The organism is Rhizobium sp. BK008, from assembly GCF_014197345.1.
Taxonomy (GTDB): domain Bacteria; phylum Pseudomonadota; class Alphaproteobacteria; order Rhizobiales; family Rhizobiaceae; genus Rhizobium; species Rhizobium anhuiense.
Map to the genome: position 1 here is coordinate 234,655 of NZ_JACIFK010000005.1, position 24,271 is coordinate 258,925.

The 24,271-nt window shown below is 62.4% G+C and carries 19 protein-coding genes and 1 tRNA gene; 9 read left to right on the forward strand and 11 right to left on the reverse strand.

Annotated elements, in window-relative coordinates; translation table 11 throughout:
• Positions 1-46: 46 nt before the first annotated feature.
• The 6 genes from FHT69_RS21430 to FHT69_RS21455 all read left to right on the forward strand — a co-directional run bounded on the left by FHT69_RS21430 (position 47) and on the right by FHT69_RS21455 (position 8,379).
• On the forward strand, positions 47-1,480 hold the full coding sequence (locus tag FHT69_RS21430) for a VOC family protein (protein WP_168333633.1): 1,434 nt from the start codon (positions 47-49) through the stop codon (positions 1,478-1,480).
• Positions 1,481-1,547: 67 nt separating this feature from the next.
• Complete coding sequence (locus tag FHT69_RS21435; protein ID WP_063473830.1) at positions 1,548-2,831, forward strand: NAD(P)/FAD-dependent oxidoreductase; 1,284 nt, start codon at positions 1,548-1,550, stop codon at positions 2,829-2,831.
• 25 nt (positions 2,832-2,856) lie between these two features.
• On the forward strand, positions 2,857-4,395 hold the full coding sequence (locus FHT69_RS21440; protein ID WP_028757755.1) for an aldehyde dehydrogenase family protein: 1,539 nt from the start codon (positions 2,857-2,859) through the stop codon (positions 4,393-4,395).
• Between the two features lie 202 nt (positions 4,396-4,597).
• Positions 4,598-5,614 carry an iron ABC transporter substrate-binding protein gene (locus FHT69_RS21445; protein ID WP_028757756.1) on the forward strand — a complete coding sequence of 339 codons (1,017 nt, stop codon included), beginning with the start codon at positions 4,598-4,600 and terminating at the stop codon, positions 5,612-5,614.
• A gap of 63 nt (positions 5,615-5,677) precedes the next feature.
• A complete protein-coding gene (locus FHT69_RS21450; RefSeq protein ID WP_183905940.1) occupies positions 5,678-7,345 on the forward strand; it encodes an iron ABC transporter permease in 1,668 nt (555 codons plus the stop codon).
• A complete protein-coding gene (locus tag FHT69_RS21455) occupies positions 7,342-8,379 on the forward strand; it encodes an ABC transporter ATP-binding protein (protein WP_028757758.1) in 1,038 nt (345 codons plus the stop codon). Before FHT69_RS21450 ends, FHT69_RS21455 begins: the two co-directional genes overlap by 4 nt.
• A gap of 99 nt (positions 8,380-8,478) precedes the next feature.
• On the opposite strand, the gene FHT69_RS21460 is transcribed toward FHT69_RS21455, so the two are convergent.
• The 10 genes from FHT69_RS21460 to FHT69_RS21505 all read right to left on the reverse strand — a co-directional run bounded on the left by FHT69_RS21460 (position 8,479) and on the right by FHT69_RS21505 (position 21,361).
• Positions 8,479-9,813: a glucoamylase family protein gene (locus tag FHT69_RS21460; protein WP_028757759.1), complete on the reverse strand. Its 1,335-nt coding sequence runs from the start codon at positions 9,811-9,813 to the stop codon at positions 8,479-8,481.
• Positions 9,814-10,067: 254 nt separating this feature from the next.
• A complete protein-coding gene (locus FHT69_RS21465; protein ID WP_047615680.1) occupies positions 10,068-11,906 on the reverse strand; it encodes an ABC transporter ATP-binding protein in 1,839 nt (612 codons plus the stop codon).
• Between the two features lie 24 nt (positions 11,907-11,930).
• Positions 11,931-12,686 (reverse strand): DUF1028 domain-containing protein, encoded by a 756-nt coding sequence (locus FHT69_RS21470; RefSeq protein WP_028757761.1) that lies wholly within the window; start codon positions 12,684-12,686, stop codon positions 11,931-11,933.
• A 2-nt stretch (positions 12,687-12,688) separates the two neighbouring features.
• The gene (locus FHT69_RS21475) at positions 12,689-14,473 is read right to left on the reverse strand and encodes a gamma-glutamyltransferase family protein (RefSeq protein WP_183905941.1); all 1,785 of its coding nucleotides are present in this window, start codon (positions 14,471-14,473) and stop codon (positions 12,689-12,691) included.
• Positions 14,474-14,494: 21 nt separating this feature from the next.
• Complete coding sequence (locus FHT69_RS21480) at positions 14,495-15,370, reverse strand: ABC transporter permease (protein ID WP_047615675.1); 876 nt, start codon at positions 15,368-15,370, stop codon at positions 14,495-14,497.
• The gene (locus FHT69_RS21485; protein WP_047615673.1) at positions 15,367-16,314 is read right to left on the reverse strand and encodes an ABC transporter permease; all 948 of its coding nucleotides are present in this window, start codon (positions 16,312-16,314) and stop codon (positions 15,367-15,369) included. Before FHT69_RS21485 ends, FHT69_RS21480 begins: the two co-directional genes overlap by 4 nt.
• A 63-nt stretch (positions 16,315-16,377) precedes the next feature.
• A complete protein-coding gene (locus tag FHT69_RS21490; RefSeq protein WP_183905942.1) occupies positions 16,378-17,886 on the reverse strand; it encodes an ABC transporter substrate-binding protein in 1,509 nt (502 codons plus the stop codon).
• Between the two features lie 89 nt (positions 17,887-17,975).
• Positions 17,976-18,707 (reverse strand): FadR/GntR family transcriptional regulator, encoded by a 732-nt coding sequence (locus FHT69_RS21495; protein ID WP_047615671.1) that lies wholly within the window; start codon positions 18,705-18,707, stop codon positions 17,976-17,978.
• A gap of 210 nt (positions 18,708-18,917) precedes the next feature.
• A complete protein-coding gene (locus tag FHT69_RS21500) occupies positions 18,918-20,360 on the reverse strand; it encodes a M81 family metallopeptidase (protein WP_183905943.1) in 1,443 nt (480 codons plus the stop codon).
• A 272-nt stretch (positions 20,361-20,632) separates the two neighbouring features.
• Positions 20,633-21,361, reverse strand: coding sequence for an NIPSNAP family protein (locus FHT69_RS21505; protein ID WP_028757768.1), 729 nt, complete (start codon positions 21,359-21,361; stop codon positions 20,633-20,635).
• Between the two features lie 96 nt (positions 21,362-21,457).
• On the opposite strand from FHT69_RS21505, the gene FHT69_RS21510 reads away from it, so the two are divergent.
• On the forward strand, positions 21,458-22,072 hold the full coding sequence (locus FHT69_RS21510) for a TetR/AcrR family transcriptional regulator (protein WP_028757769.1): 615 nt from the start codon (positions 21,458-21,460) through the stop codon (positions 22,070-22,072).
• A gap of 95 nt (positions 22,073-22,167) precedes the next feature.
• Here the strand turns inward: FHT69_RS21510 and FHT69_RS21515 are convergent.
• A tRNA-Gly gene (locus tag FHT69_RS21515) sits at positions 22,168-22,242 on the reverse strand.
• A 256-nt stretch (positions 22,243-22,498) separates the two neighbouring features.
• On the opposite strand from FHT69_RS21515, the gene FHT69_RS21520 reads away from it, so the two are divergent.
• Both FHT69_RS21520 and trxA read left to right on the forward strand, forming a co-directional pair.
• Positions 22,499-23,008: a prolyl-tRNA synthetase associated domain-containing protein gene (locus FHT69_RS21520; RefSeq protein WP_028757771.1), complete on the forward strand. Its 510-nt coding sequence runs from the start codon at positions 22,499-22,501 to the stop codon at positions 23,006-23,008.
• A 160-nt stretch (positions 23,009-23,168) separates the two neighbouring features.
• The gene (gene trxA / locus FHT69_RS21525; RefSeq protein WP_028757772.1) at positions 23,169-24,143 is read left to right on the forward strand and encodes a thioredoxin; all 975 of its coding nucleotides are present in this window, start codon (positions 23,169-23,171) and stop codon (positions 24,141-24,143) included.
• Positions 24,144-24,271: the final 128 nt, after the last annotated feature.

Here is a 24,271-nt window from a genome sequence, read left to right on the forward strand (position 1 = left end):
TTCGGCTTTGTCACGCGTGTAAAGAGACTCATCCTGCAAAAACGGAATGATCCGGAGTTTCCCGATGCCGCAAGCCTTCGTTTCCACAGACCGCATCCGATCGCTGTTCACCGAGGCGATGTCGCAGATGTACCGGGCCGAGGTGCCGCAATACGGCACGTTGATCGAACTGGTGGCGGACGTGAATGCCGGCTGCCTCGAAAACGATCCCGATCTGCGCCAGCGCCTGGCCCAAGCCGGCGAGCTGGAGCGCATCGATGTCGAGCGCCACGGCGCCATCCGGCTCGGCACGGCAGAGGAGCTTTTCACCATCCGCCGGCTGTTTGCGGTCATGGGCATGCAGCCGGTCGGCTACTACGATCTCTCGGTCGCCGGCGTGCCGGTTCATTCCACCAGCTTTCGGCCGATCGACGAGGCGGCGCTCAACGTCAATCCATTCCGGGTCTTCACCTCGTTGCTGCGATTGGAGCTGATCGAGGACGAGAAGCTGCGTGGCGAAGCCGAAACCATCCTGGCTCAGCGGCGGATCTATACGCCGCGCGCCGTCGCGCTGATCGAGCGCCACGAGCGAAACGGCGGCTTGACCGAGGCGGAAGCGACGGAGTTCGTCGCCGAGGCGCTTGAAACCTTCCGCTGGCATGGCGAAGCGACGGTCAGCGCCGAAACCTACAAGCGGCTGCATGACGCCCATCGGCTGATCGCCGACGTCGTCAGCTTCAAGGGACCGCATATCAACCACCTGACGCCGCGCACGCTCGATATCGACGCGGTCCAGGCCCGCATGCCGGAGCGCGGCATCACGCCGAAGGCCGTCATCGAAGGGCCGCCGCGCCGCAATTGCGATATCCTGCTGCGGCAGACGAGCTTCAAGGCGCTCGAAGAAACGATCGCCTTTTCCGGTGATGACGACGGCGCGGTTCGAGGAACGCATACCGCGCGTTTCGGCGAGATCGAACAGCGCGGCGTGGCGCTGACGGCGAAGGGCCGGGCGCTCTACGACCGGCTGCTCGCCTCGGTTCGCGGCGAGGTGCAGGTGGGCGCCGGTGGCGCCAAGGCCGGTGCCTACGACCAGGAACTTGCCGAGCGTTTCAAGGCGCTGCCGGACAGCTGGGACGAGTTGCGCGGGCAAGGTCTGGCCTTCTTCCGCTATTCCGCGACGCCTGCGGGCATTGCCGCCGCGGCCGGCGGCACGCTGCCGAATGATCCGGAGGCGCTGATCGCCAAGGGTTATCTCGCCTTTGCCCCGATCGTCTATGAAGACTTCCTGCCCGTCAGCGCAGCCGGAATCTTCCAGTCTAACCTCGGCACCGATCAGCAGCAGAACTACGCAACCCGCTCGAACCGCGACGCCTTCGAGGCGGCCCTGGGTGCGACCGTTCAGGACGAGCTGGCGCTTTATGCCGAACGTCAGGCGGCATCGCTGGATGCAGCGATGGAGGCGCTCGGTCTCGCCGGCTTGCTGCTGAAGACCGTTGCCTGAAAGGGCCGCTTCAAGTCTTGGTTTTATGCACTAAAGTAGCGCGATTTCGATCCGATCGGACTGAGCCATGCTGAATGATCCGCGCTCCCACGGACTTTGGGAAAAGACCGCACCCGAACCGCCGGCGACCTCGTCGCTCGAAGGCGCCGTATCGGCCGATGTCGTCATCGTCGGCGGCGGCTACACCGGCCTCTCTTCCGCGCTGCATCTTGCCGAAGCCGGGTCGAAGGTGGTGCTGCTGGAGGCGAAGGAGATCGGCTTCGGCGGCGCCGGCCGCAATGTCGGCCTGATCAATGCCGGCATGTGGGTGATGCCCAACGATCTGCCCGGCGTGCTCGGTCCGGTGCATGGCGAACGTCTGCTCGATCTGCTCGGCAACGCGCCGAAGCTCGTCATGGAGTTGATCGACAAGCATCAGATTGCCTGCGAACTCGAACGCAATGGCACGCTGCATTGCGCGGTCGGCGAAAACGGGCTGAAGGAGATCGAGAATCGCGCCGCGCAATGGGCCGCCCGCGGCGCAGCCGTGACGCTGCTCGATGCGGCGGAAACGGCCAAACGCATCGGCAGCGATGCCTATACCGGTTCGCTGCTCGACAAACGCGCCGGTACCCTGCAGCCGCTTGCCTATGCACGCGGCCTTGCCCATGCCGCCGTCAAGGCCGGCGTCGCCGTTCATACGTCCAGCCCGGTCGTTTCAACGGAACGCAATGGCAGAAGCTGGACCGTGAAGACGGCAAGCGGCGAAGTCAGCGCCGAATGGATCATCGTCGCGACGGATGCCTACAGCACCGGCCCATGGGAGCAGGTGCGCAACGAACAGGTGCATCTGCCCTATTTCAATTTCGCCACCGTGCCGCTCGGCCATAATCTGCGCCAGTCGATCCTGCCCGGGCGGGAAGGCGCATGGGATACCAAGGAAATCCTCTCCTCCTTCCGCATGGACCAGGCCGGCCGCCTCGTTTTCGGCAGTGTCGGGGCGCTACGCAATACCGGACTTGCCGTACACAAGGGCTGGGCCAAGCGCGCATTGAAGCGGCTCTTCCCCATTATCGGTGATGTCGAATTCGAGTGTGAATGGTATGGCCAGATCGGCATGACCGACAATGCGCTGCCGCGCTTCCACAAATTCGCGCCTGGTGTCATCGGCTTTTCGGGCTACAATGGCCGCGGCATTGCCCCCGGTACGGTCTTCGGCCGTACGCTGGCGGAGCATATCCTCGGCCGGCTTCCGGAAGCCGATCTGCCGCTGCCGCTGACGTCGCCCACCGAGCCGAGCTTTCGTGCACTCAAGGAAATATGGTACGAAGCCGGCGCTCAGGTCGCCCATTTCGCCGATGCCCGCTTCTGAGAATTATAAGATTGGAAACACGACAATGACCATCGCCGTCCTCGATCTCGCCACCGAAACTGCCAAGCTGCTTGCCGAACTCGGCGTCGATGCCGGCCGCTATCACGGCGGCACGCTTTCCGTCACCTCGCCGGTCACCGGCAAGGAAATCGGCAAACTCAGGGAACATTCCGTTTCCGAAACGAAGGCGGCGATCGAAGCGGCGCACCAGGCCTTCCTCGAATGGCGTGCCGTGCCGGCGCCGAAGCGCGGCGAACTGGTCCGCCTGCTCGGCGAGGAACTGCGCGCCTCCAAGGCGGCGCTCGGCCGTCTCGTTTCGATCGAGGTCGGCAAGATCACTTCGGAAGGTCTGGGCGAAGTGCAGGAGATGATCGACATCTGCGATTTCGCGGTCGGCCTTTCCCGTCAGCTCTACGGCCTGACGATCGCCACCGAACGCTCCGAGCACCGGATGATGGAGAGCTGGCATCCGCTCGGGGTGATCGGCATCATCTCGGCCTTCAACTTCCCGGTTGCCGTCTGGTCGTGGAATGCCGCGCTGGCGATGGTCTGCGGCAATTCCACCGTCTGGAAGCCTTCGGAAAAGACGCCGTTGACGGCGCTTGCCGTACAGGCACTGTTCGAAAAGGCGCTGAAGCGTTTCGTCGCCGAGGGCGGTACCGCACCGGCCAATCTGTCGACGCTGATCATCGGCGGCCGCGAGGTCGGCGAAGTGCTGGTCGATCATCCGAAGATCCCGCTGGTTTCCGCCACCGGCTCGACGGCCATGGGCCGCGCCGTCGGTCCGCGCCTGTCGCAGCGTTTTGCCCGCGCCATTCTCGAACTCGGCGGCAACAACGCGGCGATCGTCTGCCCGTCGGCCGACCTCGACCTGACGCTGCGCGGCGTCGCATTCTCCGCCATGGGCACGGCCGGACAGCGCTGCACGACGCTGCGCCGTCTCTTCGTCCATGACAGCGTCTACGACCAGCTGGTGCCGCGTCTGCAGAAGGCCTATGGCTCCGTCACCATCGGCAATCCGTTGGAAAGCGGTACGCTGGTCGGACCGCTGATCGACGGCCAGGCTTTCGAGAAGATGCAGGCAGCGCTGGGTGAGGCCAAATCGGCCGGCGGCAAGGTGACCGGCGGCGAACGCGTCGACAATGGCTCGGCTGACGCCTTCTACGTTCGCCCGGCGCTTGTCGAAATGCCGGATCAGACCGGACCGGTCGAGCACGAGACTTTCGCGCCGATCCTCTATGTGATGAAATACAGCGACTTCGACGCCGTGCTGGCGCTGCACAATGCCGTGCCGCAGGGACTGTCGTCGTCGATCTTCACCAATGACATGCGCGAGGCCGAAACCTTCGTCTCGGCCCGCGGTTCGGATTGCGGCATCGCCAACGTCAATCTCGGGCCATCCGGTGCCGAGATCGGCGGCGCCTTCGGCGGCGAGAAGGAAACCGGCGGCGGCCGTGAATCCGGCTCGGATGCCTGGAAGGCCTATATGCGCCGCTCCACCAACACCATCAACTACGGCAGAACGCTGCCGCTGGCGCAGGGCGTCAAGTTCGACGTCGAATAAGCCAGCTGCAAAGGAGGGGCGGCGCTCGGGGAGTGCCGCCTTTTTGGCCAAATCGAGATTTATTCCCCTGTAATATGAAATATTTAGTCAAGATATTGTGATGACTTTTCCGGCCAAGCGAAACTTGAAATTGGTAGTCAGGAAAAATATACGCCTCTCATCGCCCTTGGAGAGCTCGGGTGACATTGCTACGGAGGCCATCATGAACATTGCTCTTAACCGCTTTTCCCTCGCGCTCGCCGCTTCGCTTCTCTCCGCCACCGCGCTTGCAGGCAGCGCCAATGCGCAGGACGAAGGTCTCGTCGTTTACAATGCCCAGCACGAAAGCCTCGGCCGCGAATGGATCGATGCCTTCACCAAGGAGACCGGCATCAAGGTCACCATGCGCCAGGGCAGCGACATGCAATTCGCCAACCAGATCATCCAGGAAGGCGATGCCTCGCCGGCGGACGTATTCCTGACCGAGAATTCGCCGGCAATGACGCTGGTCGATGGCGCGGGCCTGTTTGCCCCCATCGAAAAGGAAACGCTGGATCAGGTTCCGGAGCAGTATCGCCCGGCTGACGGCATGTGGACCGGCATTGCCGCCCGCACCACGGTCTTTGCCTACGACAAGACGAAGCTCACCGAAGACAAGCTGCCGAAGTCGTTGCTCGACCTCGCAGATCCGGCCTGGAAGGGCCGCTGGGGTGCGGCACCCGCCGGCGCCGACTTCCAGGCCATCGTTGCTGCCCTGCTGCAGTTGAAGGGCGAGCAGTCGACCGCCGACTGGCTGAAGGGTCTCAAGGAAAACGCCACGCCCTATAAGGGCAACAGCGTCGCCATGAAGGCTGTCAACGCCGGCGAAGTCGAAGGTGCGGTCATCTATCATTATTACTGGTTCGGCGATCAGGCCAAAACCGGCGAGAACAGCAAGAATGTCGGCATGCACTATTTCAAGAACCAGGATCCGGGCGCTTTCGTCAGCGTTTCGGGCGGCGGCGTCCTGAAGTCCACGCAGCACATGAAGGAAGCCCAGGCTTTCCTGAAGTTCCTCACCAGCAAGGCTGGCCAGGCAATTCTCAAGGACGGCACCTCTTATGAATATGCCATCGGCAAGGATGCGCCCTCCAACGACAAGCTCACTCCGCTTGCCGACCTCAATGCTCCGAAGGTCGAAGCTTCCACCCTCGACAGCAAGAAGGTCGTGGAGCTGATGACCGCCGCCGGCCTGATCTAACTTTTCTGCCGCAGGCTTGCCTCGGCCAAAACTGTTGCTTTTGGCTCAAGAAAACCTTAGGGCATGACGATATCCGGCAACCGTCCTTCAAAGGCGGTTGCCTTCCTTTTTCAGCGTGTAAAGGCATCGGCCTTGCTGCAGGACAACAGATTGCTCGCATCCGGCAACGAGGCGCCGGTCGCGCTAAGGGCCGCGCGCATGGTGTTGCCGCGCGGACGCATGCCGCACGCTTCCGTGATCCTGCTTGCAACGGTGGTCGCGATCCTCAGTCTTGTGCCGCTCGGCTTCATCGGCTGGGTCACCTATGATGTCGGCTGGGAAACGGTGAAGGCCCTGGTCTTCCGGCCGCGTGTCGGCGAACTCCTCGTCAATACGATTCTCCTGGAATCGATCACCATCCCGCTGTCGATCGCGCTTGCGGTGACGCTCGCCTGGCTGACCGAACGGACGGACATTCCTTTGGCGCGGCTCTGGGCCTGGCTGGCGATCGCTCCGCTCGCCGTGCCCGCCTTCGTCCACAGCTATGCCTGGGTCAGCCTCATTCCCGGCATGCGCGGCCTGCAGAGCGGCGTTTTCGTCTCGGTGCTCGCCTATTATCCGTTCCTCTACCTGCCGGTCGCCGCCGCATTGCGCCGTCTCGATCCGGCCATCGAAGATGCCGCGGCCTCGCTGGGCCTCAATCCCTGGCGGGTCTTCTTCCGCGCCGTGCTGCCGCAGCTCAGGCTTGCCATCTGCGGCGGCTCGCTGCTGATCGCGTTGCATTTGCTTTCGGAATACGGCCTGTTCGTCATGATCCGGTTCGACACTTTCGCGACGGCGATCGTCGACCAGTTCCAGTCTTCCTACAACAGCCCGGCGTCCAACATGCTCGGCGGCGTGCTTGTCGCCTGCTGTCTCTTTCTGCTCGGCTTCGAGGTGCTGGTGCGCGGCAACGAACGTTACGCCCGCGTCGGCTCCGGCTCGCCCCGTCCGGCGGACCGCCGCCGGCTCGGCTGGTTCGTGGTGCCGGCCGTCTTGCTGCCTGTCATCCTCGCAATACTGACGCTCGGCGTGCCGCTGGTGACGCTTGGCCGCTGGCTCTATCTCGGCGGCACCGATATCTGGCGCATCGAAGTCGGCAGCGCTTTTCTGCAGACGATCGTACTTGCCATTGTCGGCGGCGTGCTGGCGACGATCGCCGCAGCGCCGATGGCCTGGCTTTCGGTGCGGGCACCCGGCCGCCTCCAGCGCGTGCTCGAGGCCTGCCATTATTATGTTGGCTCGCTGCCGGGCGTCGTCGTGGCGCTGGCGCTGGTGACGATCACCGTGCGCCTCGTGCTGCCGCTCTATCAAACCTTCGCAACGCTGCTCGTCGCCTATGTGTTGCTTTTCCTGCCGCGCGCCATGGTCGGGCTGCGCGCCAGCATCGCCCAGGCGCCGGTGGAGCTGGAACGCGCTGCGATGGGCCTCGGCCGCACCCCGGGCCAGGCGGTGCGGCAGATCACCATGCGCCTTGCGGCACCGGGAGCGGCCGCCAGCGTCGCGCTGGCTGCACTCGGCATTACCAATGAACTGACGGCGACACTGATGCTGTCGCCCAACGGCGTCGATACGCTGGCGACGAAATTCTGGTCGTTGACCAGCGAGATCGATTATGTCTCGGCTGCTCCTTACGCCTTCATGATGGTCGTGCTGTCGCTGCCGCTCACCCTTATGCTCTATACTCAATCGAAACGGACTGCCGGCCAATGACGCTGCTTACGATCGAGAACATCAGCAAGCGCTACGGTCCCGTCCAGGCGCTGAAGGATATTTCGCTCGACGTCTCGGCGGGCAGCCGCACCGCCGTCGTCGGCCCGTCCGGCTCCGGCAAGACGACGCTGCTGCGCATCATTGCCGGTTTCGAGCAACCCGATGTCGGCCGGGTGACGCTGGATGGCGACCTGCTTGCGGACGGTCCGGCGGCGGTGCCGGCGCACAAGCGCGGCATCGGCATCGTCTCGCAGGACGGCGCGCTGTTTCCGCACTTAAGCGTTGCCGAGAATATCGGCTTCGGGTTCGAACGCGGCGCGGCCGATCGTGAGAAACGCATCCTCGAGCTGCTCGACATGGTCGAACTCGACCGCGGGATGCTGGCGCGGCGCCCGCATCAGCTTTCCGGCGGGCAGCAGCAGCGTGTGGCGCTCGCCCGCGCGCTTGGCCGCAAGCCGCGGCTGATGCTGCTCGACGAACCTTTCTCGGCACTCGATACCGGCCTGCGGGAAAACATGCGCAAGGCGGTGGCGCGCGTGCTGCAGGCGGCCGGCATTACGACCATTCTCGTTACGCATGATCAGGAAGAGGCGCTGACCTTTGCCGATCAGGTGGCGGTGCTCAGGGAGGGACGGCTGATCCAGGCCGGATCGCCGCAATCATTGTATCTGCATCCGCGCGACCGTGAGACGGCGCTGTTCCTCGGCGATGCCGTGCTGCTTCCCGCCATCATCCGCAACGGCCTTGCCGATTGCGCCCTTGGCCGCGTGGCCGTCGAGGGCAGTCGTCAAGGCAAGGCGGAGATCATGCTGCGACCCGAGCAGATCCGCGTCGTTGCCGATGAGAGCGATCGCGACTATGGCGGGCGTGTCGTTGAGGTGGAATTCGGCGGCGCCGTCTGCACCGTTGCCGTTTCGCTCGACGGCGTTGCGCTGCCGCCGATCCTGATCAAGACTTCGAGCGTTGCGCTTCCGGCGCGAGGCGATCTCGTTCGCCTCGATATCGCCGGCAAGGCGCATGTCTTCGAGAACTAAACCAAGAGCCCGCACCTCCTGTTGGACGCGCGGGCTCTATCATTTTTCGTTTTCGTGTCGTTCTTTCCGGAAATCCATTTCGATTTCCGGGCTTATGCGCTAGCCGAACTTGCGCACTACATCTGCCGGCTCGATGCCTTCGAGCCAGCCGCCGGTAAAGCCGGCGCGCTCGAGCCCGAGGCGGATGACCGGCGATTGCCGCATCAGCTTCCAGATGAAGTCGGAGCGCTCGTTCTCGACGGTCATGACGACAAGACCTTGATCAATGCCGACAGTGCGGTCGTCGACCCAGCCTTCCGGGCGCTTGGTCTTGACCGTGGGATTGAAGCCGCCGGGAAAGCCGCCTTCCAAGAGCAGGTTCGGATAGGTGGTCAGAAGCGCCTTGGTGCCGTCGAGAGCGGCCTGCTTGTCGTAGGGCAGGCAGGCAAGGGCTGCCCAGGGTGCGATTGTGCCGTCATCCGGGCCAAGCGGAGCGCCGCGCGCGGCATAACCCAGAACCTTCGGCTGGCGACCGCCGCGCATGCGCCGTGTCGGCGGCGGACCGTCACAGGCGGAGAATCCCCAGATATTCCTGTTATAGCCGACGAACTGCCCGGGATTGCGTTCGGCATAGTCGCGCTGGACGTTGATCATCACCTGCGTGTTGCGGAAATAATCCCAGTTCCGCTCCGCCATCGGCTTGTCCTGGATGGTGCGGAAATCGATCCAGGCATGCGAGAAGAGGTGGATGAAGAGCGGCCCGGCATAGAGATAGGACTGCTCGCCATGCAGCATCCAGGAATAGCTTGACGTGAAGGCGTCGTAGCTTGATTGCGGGATGGGGTGCGTCGGCGAGGCAAGCGCCAGCGTGTAGAGGATGATCGCCTCGTCGAAACCGTGATAGCGCCAGCGCAGGAAGCCGGAAGAGGGCTTCCAACCCATGGCAATCGTGTCCCCCTTGTTCAGCGCCCAGCGCCAGTCGACGCGCTCATAGATGAAGGTCGCGAGTTCACGGATTTCAGTCTCCGTTTCGTCGTCTTCGCGATCGAAATATTGCGCAGCCGTGAGAATGCCGGCGACAAGCAGGGCGGTATCGATGGTCGAAAGTTCGCTGTTCCAGGCGCGATGGCCGGTATCCATATGCAGGAAGTGGTAGAAGAAGCCGCGGTGACCGGTCGCGTGGCGCTCCTCGCCCTGGCGCGCCTCGGCGAAGAAACGCAGCGTATTGACCGTGCGCTCGGCTGCTTCCTCGCGGCTGATCCAGCAACGCTCGACACCGACGGGATAGGAGGACAGCGCAAAGCCGACGGCCGCGATGCTCGCCGGCACGCCGCCGATCGAGGTGTCCGCCACCAGGCCGTTTTCGGGATTGGAATATTTCAGGAAGTACTTGAACGCCGAATGCTGCAGCCTGTCGACGAGCGCTGCATCAATGTCTTCGATCCGTTGCAGCATAGGCTCCTACCCAACTGTTGCATCGCCCCATGCTTCAACATGGTGGCCGTCCCCGGGCAAATCAAACCTTTTTGATTCGTAGGGATAAGAGAACACAAATCGGTGGAATCGGTCGTTAAGAATTATCGATGAAATAATATCTAGCAAAAGTCATATAAGCGGTGCAGCAAAAAGGGTGGCCCGCGCGCCACCGGCACGGGTTATTTTCCCGCAATACTTGTTTTTCAGATGCTTAAAGAGTGGGTTTTGCACGCTCACGCGGCTTCATCGACCCGCACCAGATGGCCTGCCGTCACTTCCCGGTATCGGCGTGGCGGCGCGACGTAGCCAACCGGGCGAACGGGGCTGTTGAGCTCGTCGGTTCCGAGGTTGCGCTTGATGCCGCGACGTGAGGGGTCGGGCACGGGGACGGCTGCCATCAGCTTCTTCGTGTAGGCGTGCTGCGGGTTGCTGAACAATTCCGCGCGCGGGCCGATCTCGACGATTTCGCCGAGATACATCACCGCGACCCGATGACTGACACGTTCGACCACCGCCATATCGTGGGAAATGAACAGGAAAGCGAGGTTGAGGTTTTGCTGCAGGTCCATCAGCAGATTGCAGACCTGTGCCTTGATCGAGACATCGAGGGCCGAAACGCTTTCGTCGGCGACGATGACCTTCGGATCGAGCGCGAGCGCGCGGGCGATGCAGATGCGCTGGCGCTGGCCGCCGGAGAATTCGTGCGGATAGCGTTTCATCATGTCGGGTTTAAGCCCGACGCGTTCGAGAAGATCGGCCGCCTTGTCGCGGGCCTGGGCACCTGTGCCGAGGCGGTGTTCGGTAATCGGTTCGGCGACGGCGGCGCCGACGGTCATGCGCGGGTTGAGGCTGGCGAAGGGGTCCTGAAAGATCATCTGGATGCTGCGGCGCATCCGTCTGAGGCTGACCGCGTCAAGGCTCAGCACGTCATAGCCGTCGAGGCTGACACTGCCGCCGTTCGGCTGGACGAGGCGGGTGATCGAGCGACCGGTGGTCGATTTGCCGCAGCCGGATTCGCCGACGAGCGATAATGTCTCGCCCTGGAAGAGATCGAAGGAGACGTCCTCGACCGCGTGGATCGCGCCCGTCTTGCGGCCGAGCAGCCCGCCGCGGATATCGAAACGGGTAACGAGGTTCTTGACTTCGAGGATCGGCGTCTGGCGGCGGTCGACCGTATCGGCCACCTCGATCGGCTCGCGGCGTTCGCCGGTCGTGGTGTCGACGACGGGAAAACGCAGCGGCCACTTCCGGTCGGCCATCGAGCCGAGGCGTGGCACGGCGGAGAGCAAAGCGCGGGTATAGGGATGCCTGCCGCGACGGAAGATATCGTCGGTCGTGCCGGTTTCCACCGCCTCGCCGCGATACATGACGATGGTGCGGTCAGCGATTTCGGCGACGACACCCATGTCGTGGGTGATGAAGAGCACGGACATGCCCTCTTCTTCCTGCAGCATCTTGATCAGATCGAGGATCTGGCCCTGGATCGTCACATCGAGCGCCGTCGTCGGCTCGTCGGCGATCAGCAATTTCGGCCGGCTGGCGAGCGCCATGGCGATCATCACCCGCTGGCGCATGCCGCCTGAGAACTGGTGCGGAAATTCGTCGAAGCGCGCGGCGGCGTTGGGGATGCGGACCTTTTCCAGCAGGCGGACGGTTTCGGCCCGCGCCTCCGCCTTGCCGATCTCGCCATGGCAGGTGAGCGCTTCGGAGATCTGGCGGCCGATGGTGAAGATCGGGTTGAGGGACGTCATCGGCTCCTGGAAGATCATGGCGGCGTCGTTGCCGCGCACCCGGCGCATCTCCTTTTCCGAAAGGGCGAGTACATCCTTGCCGTTCAAGGTGACGGCGCCATCGATGCGGCTCGATCCCTTGGCAAGCAACCGCATGATCGAAAGGGAGGTGACGCTCTTGCCCGAGCCGCTTTCGCCGACGATTGCCACCGTTTCGCCTGGCATGACGTCGAAGGAGACATCACGCACCACCGGCTTCCAGTCACCATCGACGAGGAAGGAGGTCGTCAGGTTCCGGACGGAGAGAACAGGAGAGGCGGGTGCTGAAGAAACATCACTCATGTCGTTCCCTTGGTTTTCTCTGGGTTACGTCTTCAAAGGCGTGGCGAAGGAGGCGGAGGGCCTGCCTGCCGCGATGCGGGCCGCTTCCAGCGTCGCGATCTTTTCATCGATCTCGCGCCTGTCGGTCATGCCGTTCGGATTTTGTCGCGTCGCCATTGTCTCCGCGACATGCAGGTAGCGTTCACTGGCCACTGCATGGAGGCGGACAAGTTCGCCGAGCGGATCGGGATGATCGTCGGCGCGGATACTCAGCCACGGATAATCCTGATCGCGGTGGATGACGAGGGCGGCGGACTGCCTGCCGCGCTTGTCGCCGCCGGCATCTTCGCCTGCCTGCATCGCCAAGAGCAGGCGTTCGGCCAAGGGCTTGTCCAGCGCCTTGTTGTAGGTGGCAAGCGTTTTGGTGACGACGTCAGGTCCCGCGAGCATGTTGCCGGCAACCGAGACGTTTTCATCGATCAGATGTCCCGCCCAGTCGATGCATGCGGCGCCGGTGAAGGCGGCGTTGCGTCCCTTCGCATCGATAAGGTGCAGTTGCCGCTGATTACGGCCGGCGTCACGCCCGGTCAGTTCGGCGATGATTTCCTCGGGCGCCCTGCCGGCGGCCAGCAGCGACAGGCCGTCGACGCCGTAAAGCGGGCTGACAAAGGCCTGGGTCGCAACGGCGCCGATGCCGCCGCGAATATGCGGCACGAGAGCGCCGACGGCGAAGAAGCGGGTCGCGACGGCAATGCCGAGATGACCGGTCAAAGGGTCACGGGCGACGATTGACCAGGTCATGTCTATCTCCCGACCGCATAGGCCTGCATCAGGCGCGGGGTGGCTGCGGCACGCAACAGCCCATCGGCATCGCGTCTTGCGGCAGTCAGCCGGCCGATCGTCCAGACATCGGCGACCGTCAGCTTGTGGCCCTTGCGGCGCAGGGCATCAAGGACGTCGGGGCGGAAATTCGCTTCCGCCATGAGGCTGCCGGGTTCACGGGTGCGCGGATAGAAGGAGCCCGGAAAATGCGAGGTGTGGAACAGCGGCTGGTCGATCGCCGCCTGCAGGTTCAGCTTGTGATGGGCGTAGCGCAGGAAGAAGGAGAGCTGCCACTGCTCCTGCTGGTCGCCGCCGGGTGTGCCGAAGGCCAGCGTCGGGCGGCCCTCATAAAGGCCGAGCGACGGCGTCAGCGTCGTGCGCGGCCGTTTGCCGGGGGCAAGCGAGGTCGGCAGGCCCGGTTTCAGCCAGAACATCTGGGCGCGGGAATTGAGGCAGAAGCCGAGGCCGGGCACGGTCGGCGAGGATTGCAGCCAGCCGCCGGACGGCGTGACGGAGACCATGTTGCCGTCGCGATCGATCACGTCGATATGCACGGTGTCGCCGCGCTTTTCGGAAAGATGCGCCATAGTCGGCTCGTAGACGGCGCCGGTCTTGGAATCCGCGCCGAGCATCGTCATCGTCAGATCATGCTGCGCCTCGAAGCCAGGCACGATGCCGGGGCGAAGATCGAAGGAGGCGTCTGCGCCGACCAGCTTGCGGCGCTCGGCGGCATAGGTCTCCGACAGCAGGTGCGCGACGGGGATTTCCGAGAAATCAGGATCGCCGTAATAGACTTCGCGATCGGCGAAAGCGAGCTTCATCGCCTCGACGACGGTATGGACGAAATCGGCGCCGGTGGGGTTCATCGCGGCGAGATCGAAGCCTTTGAGGATCGACAGGCTCTGCAGGAAGACCGGACCCTGGCCCCAGGGACCGATCTTGGCGATCGTCCAGCCATGATAATCATAGGTCAGCGGCTCCTCGATCGTTGCCGACCAGTTCGCCATGTCGTTGGCGGTCAGTACGCCCTTGTGGCGGTTGCCGCTCGCATCCATCACCTCGGCGGTTTTGAGGTAGTCGTCGATCTTCTCGGCGACGAAGCCGCGATAGAAGGCGTCGCGGGCCGCCTCGACCTGCGCTTCCCGCCCGCTTTTCGCCTCGGCCTCGGCGATGATGCGCTTCCAGGTTTCGGCAAGCACCGGATTCCTGAAATTCGCATGCGCTTCGGGGACGCTGCCATTCGGCAACCAGGTCTCGTAGGAGGTCGGCCATTCCTTCTCGAAGAAGGCGGCGAGCCCCTTGATGGTGGCGGAGACGCGCGGCAGCATCGGATGACCGCGCTCGGCGTAATAGATCGCCGGTTCCAGCACATCGCGCACGCTCATCGAGCCGTAGTCGCGCAGCATCAGCATCCAGCCATCGAAGGAGCCGGGGATGACGGTCGCAAGCAGCCCGTCGCCGGGGATCAGGCTCAGGCCTTCCGCCGTATAGTGTTCGATCGTTGCGCCAGCGGGTGCGGGGCCTTGCGCGCAGATGACCTCGACCTTGTCCTTCCTCGTCGAATAGATCACCGCCGGCAGGTCGCCGCCCGGACCGCAAAGGTGCGGCTCGACGATCTGCAGCACGAAGCCCGTCGCCACCGCCGCGTCGAAGGCATTGCCGCCCTTTTCGAGAATGCTCATGCCGACCGCCGAGGCGATCCAGTGCGTGGAGGTGACGACGCCGAAGGTGCCGAGGATTTCTGGACGGGTCGTGAATGCGGTCATGTCAAATGTCCTTTCAAGAAATCATGCTTCGCGCGGATCGAGCGCATCGCGCAGGCCATCGCCTAAAAGATTGAAACCGATGACGACGAGGAAGATCGCGGCACCCGGCCACATCGCCATCCATGGTGCTTGGGAGAGGAAGTTCTTGGCGACATTCAGCATCGAGCCCCAGCTCGGGGCCGGCGGCTGCTGTCCAAGGCCGAGGAAGGAGAGGCTCGCCTCGGCGATGATCGCGGTGGCGACGGTCAACGTCGCCTGCACGAGGATCGGTGCAAAGACGTTCGGCAGGATATAGCGGGTGATGATGCTCGAAGACCGGAGACCGATCGAGCGGGCGCCCTCGACATATTCCTCGGTCTTGACCGAGAGCACCTGGCCGCGCGTCAGCCGTACGAAGACGGGCATGGCCGAAAGGCCGATGGCGATCATCGCATTGGTCAGGCTCGGACCGAGAAAGGCTGCAAGCGCGATCGCGGTGATGAGGAAAGGCATGGCGAGAAAGGCTTCGGTGATGCGGGAGATCACCATGTCGATCCAGCCGCCGAAATAACCGGAGATAAGGCCGAAGGGCACGCCGATGACAACGGCGATCGCCACCGAGAAGACGCCTGCCATCAGCGACGCCTGCGCGCCCCAGATCATCCGGGAAAGAATGTCGCGGCCGATGTCGTCGGTGCCGAGCCAATGGGCGGCGGACGGGGCCTTGCGGATCGCCGACCAGCTTGTGGCGTTCGGATCGGGAATTGGAAGGAGGGGGGCGGCGACCGCCAGGATCGCGAAAAAGGCGATGATAACAAGGCCGACGAGGGCGCCCTTGTTGGCCTTCAGCTTGCGCCAGGCGCGACTCGGCGTGCGGTCGATCGCGGCCGGAATGCCCGTCTCTCCGATCGCGGTCATAGGGCGGCCCTCATGCGCGGGTTGAGCAGGACATAGAGAATGTCGGCCAGGAGGTTCATCAGAATGAAGCCGATCGCGGTGCAGATCACGACGCCCTGGACGACGGCGTAGTCGCGGTTGAAGACGGCGTCGACGATGAGCTTTCCAAAACCCGGAATGGTGAAGATCTGCTCGGTCAGCACGGCGCCGGCGAGCAGTTCGCCGAAAAGCAGGGCGGTCAACGTCACGATCGGCAGCACCGCATTGCGAAAACTGTGTTCGAGCACGACGGTGCTTTCCGGCAGGCCCTTGGCGCGGGCGGTGCGGATGTAATCGGCGCTGAGCACACTGAGCATGGCCGAGCGGGTGTGCCGCATCAGGGTCGCGGCCAGCGCGTTGCCGAGCACGAAGGAGGGCATCAGCATGGTTTCCAGCGAACGCAGCGGATTACTGAAGAAGGGTTCGTAGCCGGATGCCGGCAGCCAGCCGAGATTGACCGAGACCAGCAGGATCAGCATGATGCCGAGCCAGAAATTCGGGATCGACAGACCGGTCAGCGCGATGATGTTGGCGATATAGTCGATCATCGTGTTCTTCTTGACGGCCGCCAGGATGCCCATCGGCACGCCGATCGCAAAGGCGAAGATCATCGACATGATGGCGAGCTGGATGGTGACCGGCAGTTTTTCGCCGACGAGCTGCAGAACCGGCTGGTTGGTGCGCAGCGAGATGCCAAGATCGCCCTGAAGGGCCGCACCCAGCCAATGGACATATTGATAGGGCACGGGATCGTTCAGCCGGTATTTCTCGCGCAGGAATTCGAGAACCTGCGGGTCACGTTCCTCACCAGCCATGGCGAGGATCGGATCACCGGGCAGCAACTTCTGCAGCGAGAAGACGAAGATCGAAATGATCAAAAGCGTCGGTATGGCGACCAAGAGCCGTTTGGCGATGTAAGTGTACATGGGCGATCCTGACACGACTGGGATCATGCGGCGGAGGGTTTCCGCCGTATGATCGGCTTCTGGTCAGCCGGCTTTCTTGACGCCGACGAGGCGGATCATGCCATCCGGCGAGGGAGTGAAGCCGGTGATGTTCTTGTGCAGCGCCCAGATCCAGGACTGGTGGCCGAGATAGATGATCGGCAGATCGTCGTTCAGGATGACGGCGGCGGCATCATACTTCTCCTTGCGCACGGCATCGTCGGTCGAGGCACGGGCTTCGTTCAGCAGCTTGTCCACCTCGGGATTGCAGTATTTCGTGTCGTTGATGCCACCCTTGCAGGTGATGAACTGATGGATGTTGCCATCGGGATCGACACGACCGGACCAGTCGGAACGGCTGAGCTGATAGTTGCCGGCCGTCTGCTCACTCAGCAGCGTGGCGAATTCCGTCGATTTCAGGCTGACGTCGAAGCCGGCTTCGCCGACCATCGACTGGATGATCTGCATCATCTGCATGGCAACCGGATTATTCGGGATCTGCAGCTCGATCGGCACGCGGTCGAAGCCGGCTTCCTTGATCAGGGCCTTGGCCTTGTCGAGATTGCGGGCAGGGACGGGAATATCCTTGTCGAACCACGGGCTGCTTGGCGGGAAGGGCTGGTTGCCGGCAACCGCCGTGCCTTCATAGACGATCTGGTTGACAGCATCGCGGTCGATCGCCAGCGAGAAGGCCTGGCGCAGGCGCTTGTCCTTGCCGAAAGGATTGTCGGCACGCGCACCATTGCCGATATTGGTATAGAGGGCCATGTAGCCGGTGCCGACGGCGTCGGCATAGACCAGGCTCGAATCCGCCTTCACGGCTTCAGCGTCGGTCGCCGCCAGGCGCTCGATCATGTCGAGATCGCCGGACCGCAGATTCGCGAGGCGCACCGTCGTATCCGGGATCGGCAGATAGGTGAGCTTGTCGATGAAGATCTTGTCCTTGTTCCAGTAGTCCTGGAACTTTTCGAGCACGATGCGGTCCTGCTGGACGCGCTCGACGAACTTGAACGGTCCGGCGCAGACCGGATGATCACCAAACTTGGCGCCGAGTTCTTTGGCGGCCTTCGGCGAGACGATCATGCCGGCGCGGTCGGAAAGCTGGGCAAGAAGGGTGACGTCAGGCGCCTTGAGGGTGAACTTGACCTCGTATTCGCTTGTCGCCTCGACCTTTGCGACCGAACTCAGCTCGCTCTTGCGGCGTGATTCCGGCAGGGTGATGTTGCGCTCGATGGTTGCGACGACGGCTTCGGCGTTGAACGGGGTCTCGTCATGGAACTTGACGCCTTGGCGCAGCTTCATGGTGAGTTCTTTGCCGTCGGCCGACCAGCTCCATTCGGTGGCAAGCTGCGGCACGATCTTCAGGTCCGGTGAGACGTCGACCAGCTTGTCGCACATCGCAGTATAGACGATGCGGCCGACGAAGGTGCGCGACTGCGCGGGATCGAGCACGTCGGCATCGTCCTGCAGGCCGATCTTCAGGTCGACGGCGAAGGCAGGAAGCGCAAACAGGGCGCCGGCAACGGTGGCGGTCAGCAATTTGGCGATCTTCATTCCATTCTCCTCTGTTCTATTTTGCTTGGTTTTTGCTTCCAACCGGCGGTTATGGCCCGCTCTGCTTTTTTCTCTGCTCACCTCCCTGTTCAGGCGAGGGTCTTGTCGACCTCCGTTTCGCTGTGATCGAGCGAGGTGATGCGGATGAGGCTTTCCTGCAGCGTCAGCAGATGCTGGCGCATGGCTTCGCCCGCCCTGGCAGGATCATGGGCGGCGATGGCATCGACGATCGCCGTGTGCTGGCCGAAGGTGACGGACCGCGTCCGGCTGGCGCTGCGGGCGCGCTCGCGGATCGTCTGCCAGGCCTCGTCCTGCCGCACCCGGTTGATGACGTCGAAGATGGTGAGGAAGAAACCGTTGCCGGCGCATTGGGCAATCTGGCGGTGCAGCGCCCCGTCCCAGAGTTCGCGCCCGTCGGCATCGGTGCTTTCGTAGATCTTCTTCACCAGATCATACATGCGCTCGATATCGGCGGCCTTGGCGCGCATGGCGGCAAGCTGGGCGAGCTGCGGCTCGATGCGCAGGCGCACTTCCATGACTTCCATGAGATCGGTGCCGGCGACGATGGAGCCGACATGATCGCTCCAGCCGTCGGGGCGCGGGCCGGCATAGGTGCCGGAGCCCTGGCGGCGCCAGATGCGGCCCTCGGCCTCCAGCACTTCGAGGGCGCGGCGGACGGCGCGACGGCCGACGCCAAGCATTTCCGAAAGGGCGCGCTCGGTCGGCAGCTTGCCGTCGGCGTCGAGACTGTCGGACTGCAGGAGGGCCCGCAGCTTCTCCAGCGCATAATTCGAATTGCCCTGCGTCTCATCCATCGGCATTCGCTAAATGGTCCGTACCAATTTTCTATTGGTTCAGTGCAAACCAAATCGTCCCGACCGTCAAGCGCTTTTTTGTGCAAATCGAAGTATGCCCATTTTTTGCTCAAACACGGCCATTGCCGCGATGCGGAAAAACAGTCGCTCGTGGCGACAGGGCGGTGCCGCGATCGACAATATCATCCAGGAAAGCGCAATTGGTTCAGGCGAACTTCAGGCCTGCCGTGAACGTGCGGAGATGAAGACCTGCGGTTCGAAGGCAAAATCCTTGTCGAACGGGTAGGTCGGATGCTGCTTGCGCAGCCGCGGCAGGCGCTCGACGAACTGGTCGACGACACCCGTCGATAGCGCCATCAGGTTCGGATTGGCGATCGGCGCCAGTTCCGGCGAGAGATAGCCCGATTTGACGACGATGATCTTCGCCCGATGCGGGTCGAGGCCGAGCCGGGTGAAATCGACGATGTTGTGATAGGGCCGGCGCTTTGCGGAAAGCACAAGATCGATGCCACTGACCGAAACCACCGCCTGACGGTCGGCGGCATCCGATGTTTCGTGGAGGAATTTGACGGTGAAGCAGGCGGTGACCGGTTTGCTGCCCTTGGTGTCGAGCGAGGCGCCGACGCTGAGCTCCAGTTCCGCACCGATGCCGGCGGCATAACAGGCCTCGGTCGCCGCCTTGTCGGCGATGCCGGCGAAGACGACGCCGGTGGCGCCCCTGGCGATCAGCTCGGCCAGCACGTCGGCCCGGTCCCCGACGCCGCCACCTGTGGGGTTGTCGCCGGATTCGGCCAGCACGACAGGGGCGGTCGGGCTTGCGATTGCTCTCGCGACGCATTCCTCGAGCGAGCCGGTCTCGCAGCCGAAGACGAAGTCTTCGCGCACATCCCAATAGGCCTTGGCGAGGCGTTTGGCCTCGCGCTCCAGTACGGTGCGGTCGGTGCCAGTCATGATGGCAGCGGCGGTGGCGCGCGGTTCATCGGCCCAGACATAACCGACCATCAGCGATGCATCCCAGACGCCGTCGATCGCATCGATCCCAGGCAGCATGTCATAGAGGCTCTTTGCCGGCTCATCGACGGTGCTGGTGCGCTCGCCGGGCAGCACCACCGGGATCGGCGCCCAGAGAACGATCGGCCTCTCGCCGGTCTTCAGGCTCTTGACCAGCATGAAGACCGAGCGGCGCATCGTCTCCTCGACATCGATATGCGGCGCAGTGCGATAGGTGGAATAGATGTCGAGCGCATCGATGATGCGCTGCGTGACGTTGCCGTGCAGGTCATAGCTGGCCGAAACCGTGCAATCCTCGCCGACCAGCGCGCGCGCCGCACTGATCCAGTCGCCTTCGGCATCCTCCATGCCTTCGACATACATGGCGCCATGCATGGCGAGATAGAGACCGTCAAGCGGCAGCAACGGCTTCAATCGCTCGAGGAATTCGCCCTTGAAGGCCTCGTAGGTGGCGCGCGAAACCGGGCCGCCGGCAATGGCGCGCGCATGGATCGTCGGCAGGAACTCGGCATCGTAATCCCTGAGGAAGGCGAAATACGGCGCTTCCAGCAGCGCCGCGCCGCGCAGCACGCGAAAATCCTTCTCCTCGTTCAGGACGGGATTGTATGTGCTGCATTCGATATGAATGCCACCGACGGCGATGCGCATGGGATACCTCAGGAGTTGGGAGCAATCAGGACGTTATGGGCGGCGATGCTGGCGGCGTCCCCTGATCGATGATCCGCAGAAGCTCGCGCTGCGATGAACTGAACATAAAGGGTTTTGATCCGAAGACGCGCCGTCGCTATCTGATCGATGATAGTTCGCAAAATGAATCGATCAACGGCAATAAATTACAAAATCGATCCAGATCGGCCTGGTAGACTATCCGAAAGCAGCCGAGGCGGACATTTTTTGTGTAGACGAGTTGGTAACGTCGCTTACCAAGCGCAAAGCGACCGCGGAGTCGGCGTCAAGTGGGAGACCTCGATCCTACGCCAGCACCGGCTGTCCATCCGTGGATAAATCTCGCGTCCCCAGATGAGACTGCGCCGCAAGCGGCGCTCGTAGTCGGTGGCACGGTCTTGATCTTCGTGACATTCAAACCAGACAAATACGGTTTCTCCCTCGCGAACCGGCAGCCTGGGAAAATCGTTCTTACTTCGCTCCGTCACAAACAGAGCATCGATGCGCGCACCGGCATCCCGCATGGCCGGGAGTGCATCGTCGCGGAAAAACCTGGCAAAATCCTCCTCTGTCCCAGGGGCGAGCGAGCAGATATTCAGCCTGATAAGACCCTGCACCTTGGAGCGGCTCACCTCCTTGTCCCTTGGCAGATTATGCACGAACGGGTGGACGCCTACCGCCGGCTTCAAGAGCAGGACATTATCCGAATTGAGCATCGTCGCGTTGGCTGCCGGCCCATGTTCTTTCCAGGTCGGGCTTGAATAAAAGGATGCGAGAGCCTCCGTTCGAGTTTCCATATCCTTGAAAGAGCGAACCCACACAAAGGAATCGGGATCGTCAAGATCGCGGAACTCCCCTTCGACGCGCATGCCCAGGGCCTCCTGAGGTTCAACAAATTCCCTGTCAAACAGATCGATCAATGATTCTCTGCCTTCCGGGAGAAGCCGATAACGGCGAAGTTCGAATACGGAATGCGGATTCATGGCTTCCTCAACAGGTCAATTGTCCTGTATTCATAACAGGACAATTGACCTGTTATGTCAAGGTGCTAATGTGCGCGCAGGACGAGTTGAGAAACCATGACCGAAAACAAAAGAACCAATGATCCCGAAGGCGTACGTCGCCGGATCATTGATGCCGCCTACGACGCCTTCGTTACCCAGGGTTATCTCGCAACCGGCATGCTGGAATTGCGCGAAAGGGCTTCAGTATCCGGTGGTGCCATGGCGCATCATTTTCCGGCCAAGCGCGACCTCGGACTTGCGGTCATTCGCGATCGCGTGGCTGAAGCCGTTCGGCAAACATGGATCGCGCCGCTCCACACAAGTGCAGATGTGCCGGCCGCCATAGACTTGATCTTTGAGAACATCATCAATGAACTGATGCATAACGGCCGGGTCTCCGGTTGCCCGCTCAACAACATGGCAATGGACGTATCCCATCATGACTCGGAGATGCGCGAGGTTGTCAGCGCCGTATTCGGCGCCTGGCACGAGGCACTGTCCGCCAAGTTTGCGAGAGACGCGGAGGAAAAACACGCGAGCGAGCTCAATCCGCACAGCCTCGCCACGCTTGTCATCGCAGCCTATTCCGGCGCCATGGCGATGGCAAAGGCACGACAGGATGTCAGCCCACTGATCGATTGCCGCATGGAACTGGCGGCGTTGCTCGCGGCGAAATATCGCCTGCGTTGACGACGGACATTCTTCTCGGAAGGATTGGTAAAAGTTGCAGGTAGATCTCGGCAAAGACGCTGAGATCGCATGTGCCTGACCTGACAAGGAAGAACTGGAGCGGGCGAAGGGATTCGAACCCTCGACCCCAACCTTGGCAAGGTTGTGCTCTACCCCTGAGCTACACCCGCTCAATCCACATCGGTCCGGGGTAGTTGTTGGACCGTGGGTGCCGCCTCGTGGCGACGGGCGCTATATGGCCTAACGGGTTTTCAAATGCAACAGGGAAATGACGGAGAAGCGAAGAAAAAATTCTGGTCTCAGAGGAGGACGGGCGGAAAGGCCGCAAATGTGGGGGTAGAGCGTCGGTTCCGACGATTGCCAAACGATGTGGACGGACTTAAGCAGGGCGCCTCGATTTTGTTATTCCGCCGAATGGATTGCCCGATGTCCGAAAATACCCCCAAGACAAGAGAAGATTTGTTTGCCTTTCTCGACGGCCTCGGCATTGCCCATAAGACGGTCGATCATGCGCCGGTTTTCACCGTCGCCGAATCGGTTGCCCTTCGTGACGAGATCCCCGGCGGTCACACCAAGAACCTCTTCATCAAGGACAAGAAGGACAGGTATTTTCTGCTGACCGTGGAGGAAAATGCCGAGGTCGACCTCAAACAGGTGCACAATCTGATCGGCGGGTCCGGCCGGGTTTCCTTCGGCAGGGCGGAAAAGCTGATGGAATATCTCGGCGTCATTCCCGGGGCCGTCACCGCGTTCGGCGCGATCAACGATACCTCGGAGAATGTCACCTTCGTGCTCGATGCCGATCTGATGCGCGAAGAGATCGTCAACTGCCATCCGCTGTCCAACGATGCGACGACCTCGATTGCGAGCAGCGATCTCATCCGTTTCATGGAGGCGACCGGGCACAAGCCGCTTGTCTTGAAAGTGACGTCCTGACATACGATTTTAGCGCTAAAGCGCGTCGTGATCTTTCAGATTGGCTTGCGGCGCTTTAGTCTTTGGTTTTGCGCATGTCCTTGTCGTAAAACCGCACCACAGTTTTGCGCGACATGCTTTGGCAAAGACGCCGGCAGGATCGGCGCGGCGGGAGATACCTATGAGCGGCAGCGACAACCCCTATAACGGTTCCTTCGGAAATCAGATGACGGCGACGACAAGCTTCGGCGCAGCAACGGCACCCGCAGCTGCGGCCGGCAGCTACATCACGGAAACGACGACCGCGAATTTCGGCAAGGACGTCATCGAGGAATCGCGCAAGCAACCGGTGCTGGTCGATTTCTGGGCGCCCTGGTGCGGTCCGTGCAAGCAGCTGACGCCGGTCCTGGAAAAGGTGATCAACGAAGCCAAGGGCCGGGTCCGGCTGGTCAAGATGAACATCGACGATCATCCCTCGATCGCCGGCCAGCTCGGCATCCAGTCGATCCCGGCCGTCATCGCCTTCGTCAACGGTCGTCCGGCCGACGGCTTCATGGGTGCGGTGCCGGAAAGCCAGATCCAGCAGTTCATCGACCGCATCGCCGGTCCGGCCGGCGCCGATGAGGCGGCCGAGATCGAAGCCGTGCTTGCGGAAGCGGCAGAACTGCTTGCCGCCGACAATATCGACGAAGCCGCCCAGCTCTATGGCGCCGTCATGCAGGCCGATCCCGAAAATGCCAAGGCGCTCGCCGGCATGGCCGAATGCATGATTGCCGCAAACCAGCATGAGCGGGCGCGCCAGGTGTTGACCGAGTTGCCGGAAGAGCTGTCGAAAGATGCCGGCATCCAGGCGGTGCTGAAGAAGCTCGAGCAGATCGAGGAGGCCCGCAAGCTCGGCGACCCCATTGCGCTCGAACGCGACCTTGCCGCCAATCCCGATGATCACGCGGCGCGGCTGAAGCTCGCCAAGATCCTCAATGTCGAAGGCCGGCGCGACGAAGCGGCCGAACATCTGCTTCTGATCATGCGCAAGGATCGTGCCTTCGACGATGATGGCGCCCGTCGGCAGCTGCTGCAGTTCTTCGAGGTCTGGGGCTTCAAGGATCCGGCGACGGTTGCCGCCCGCCGCAAGCTTTCGGCGATGCTGTTCTCCTAGGGCGGCTCGGCTTTCCTGGAATTGCTTTGGAGCGCGGCGTGTCCGGCAGGACGCGCCGGGCAATATCGACCCCGATTTTTGGGGTTAGCGCTAAGTTTCGAGTATCTGCCCTTGCGTTTTCGGACGGG

What these genes read in the sequence shown, in the direction of transcription:
- FHT69_RS21495 (WP_047615671.1), bottom strand. Translation starts at nt 18,707, where the DNA reads ATGCCGATGGATGAGACGCAGGGCAATTCGAATTATGCGCTGGAGAAG.
- FHT69_RS21475 (WP_183905941.1), bottom strand. Translation starts at nt 14,473, where the DNA reads ATGACCGCATTCACGACCCGTCCAGAAATCCTCGGCACCTTCGGCGTC.
- FHT69_RS21520 (WP_028757771.1), top strand. Translation starts at nt 22,499, where the DNA reads ATGTCCGAAAATACCCCCAAGACAAGAGAAGATTTGTTTGCCTTTCTC.
- FHT69_RS21455 (WP_028757758.1), top strand. Translation starts at nt 7,342, where the DNA reads ATGACGCTGCTTACGATCGAGAACATCAGCAAGCGCTACGGTCCCGTC.
- FHT69_RS21500 (WP_183905943.1), bottom strand. Translation starts at nt 20,360, where the DNA reads ATGCGCATCGCCGTCGGTGGCATTCATATCGAATGCAGCACATACAAT.
- FHT69_RS21470 (WP_028757761.1), bottom strand. Translation starts at nt 12,686, where the DNA reads ATGACCTGGTCAATCGTCGCCCGTGACCCTTTGACCGGTCATCTCGGC.
- FHT69_RS21460 (WP_028757759.1), bottom strand. Translation starts at nt 9,813, where the DNA reads ATGCTGCAACGGATCGAAGACATTGATGCAGCGCTCGTCGACAGGCTG.
- FHT69_RS21465 (WP_047615680.1), bottom strand. Translation starts at nt 11,906, where the DNA reads ATGAGTGATGTTTCTTCAGCACCCGCCTCTCCTGTTCTCTCCGTCCGG.
- FHT69_RS21510 (WP_028757769.1), top strand. Translation starts at nt 21,458, where the DNA reads ATGACCGAAAACAAAAGAACCAATGATCCCGAAGGCGTACGTCGCCGG.
- FHT69_RS21490 (WP_183905942.1), bottom strand. Translation starts at nt 17,886, where the DNA reads ATGAAGATCGCCAAATTGCTGACCGCCACCGTTGCCGGCGCCCTGTTT.
- FHT69_RS21435 (WP_063473830.1), top strand. Translation starts at nt 1,548, where the DNA reads ATGCTGAATGATCCGCGCTCCCACGGACTTTGGGAAAAGACCGCACCC.
- FHT69_RS21485 (WP_047615673.1), bottom strand. Translation starts at nt 16,314, where the DNA reads ATGTACACTTACATCGCCAAACGGCTCTTGGTCGCCATACCGACGCTT.
- FHT69_RS21450 (WP_183905940.1), top strand. Translation starts at nt 5,678, where the DNA reads ATGACGATATCCGGCAACCGTCCTTCAAAGGCGGTTGCCTTCCTTTTT.
- FHT69_RS21440 (WP_028757755.1), top strand. Translation starts at nt 2,857, where the DNA reads ATGACCATCGCCGTCCTCGATCTCGCCACCGAAACTGCCAAGCTGCTT.
- FHT69_RS21505 (WP_028757768.1), bottom strand. Translation starts at nt 21,361, where the DNA reads ATGAATCCGCATTCCGTATTCGAACTTCGCCGTTATCGGCTTCTCCCG.
- FHT69_RS21445 (WP_028757756.1), top strand. Translation starts at nt 4,598, where the DNA reads ATGAACATTGCTCTTAACCGCTTTTCCCTCGCGCTCGCCGCTTCGCTT.
- FHT69_RS21430 (WP_168333633.1), top strand. Translation starts at nt 47, where the DNA reads ATGATCCGGAGTTTCCCGATGCCGCAAGCCTTCGTTTCCACAGACCGC.
- trxA (WP_028757772.1), top strand. Translation starts at nt 23,169, where the DNA reads ATGAGCGGCAGCGACAACCCCTATAACGGTTCCTTCGGAAATCAGATG.
- FHT69_RS21480 (WP_047615675.1), bottom strand. Translation starts at nt 15,370, where the DNA reads ATGACCGCGATCGGAGAGACGGGCATTCCGGCCGCGATCGACCGCACG.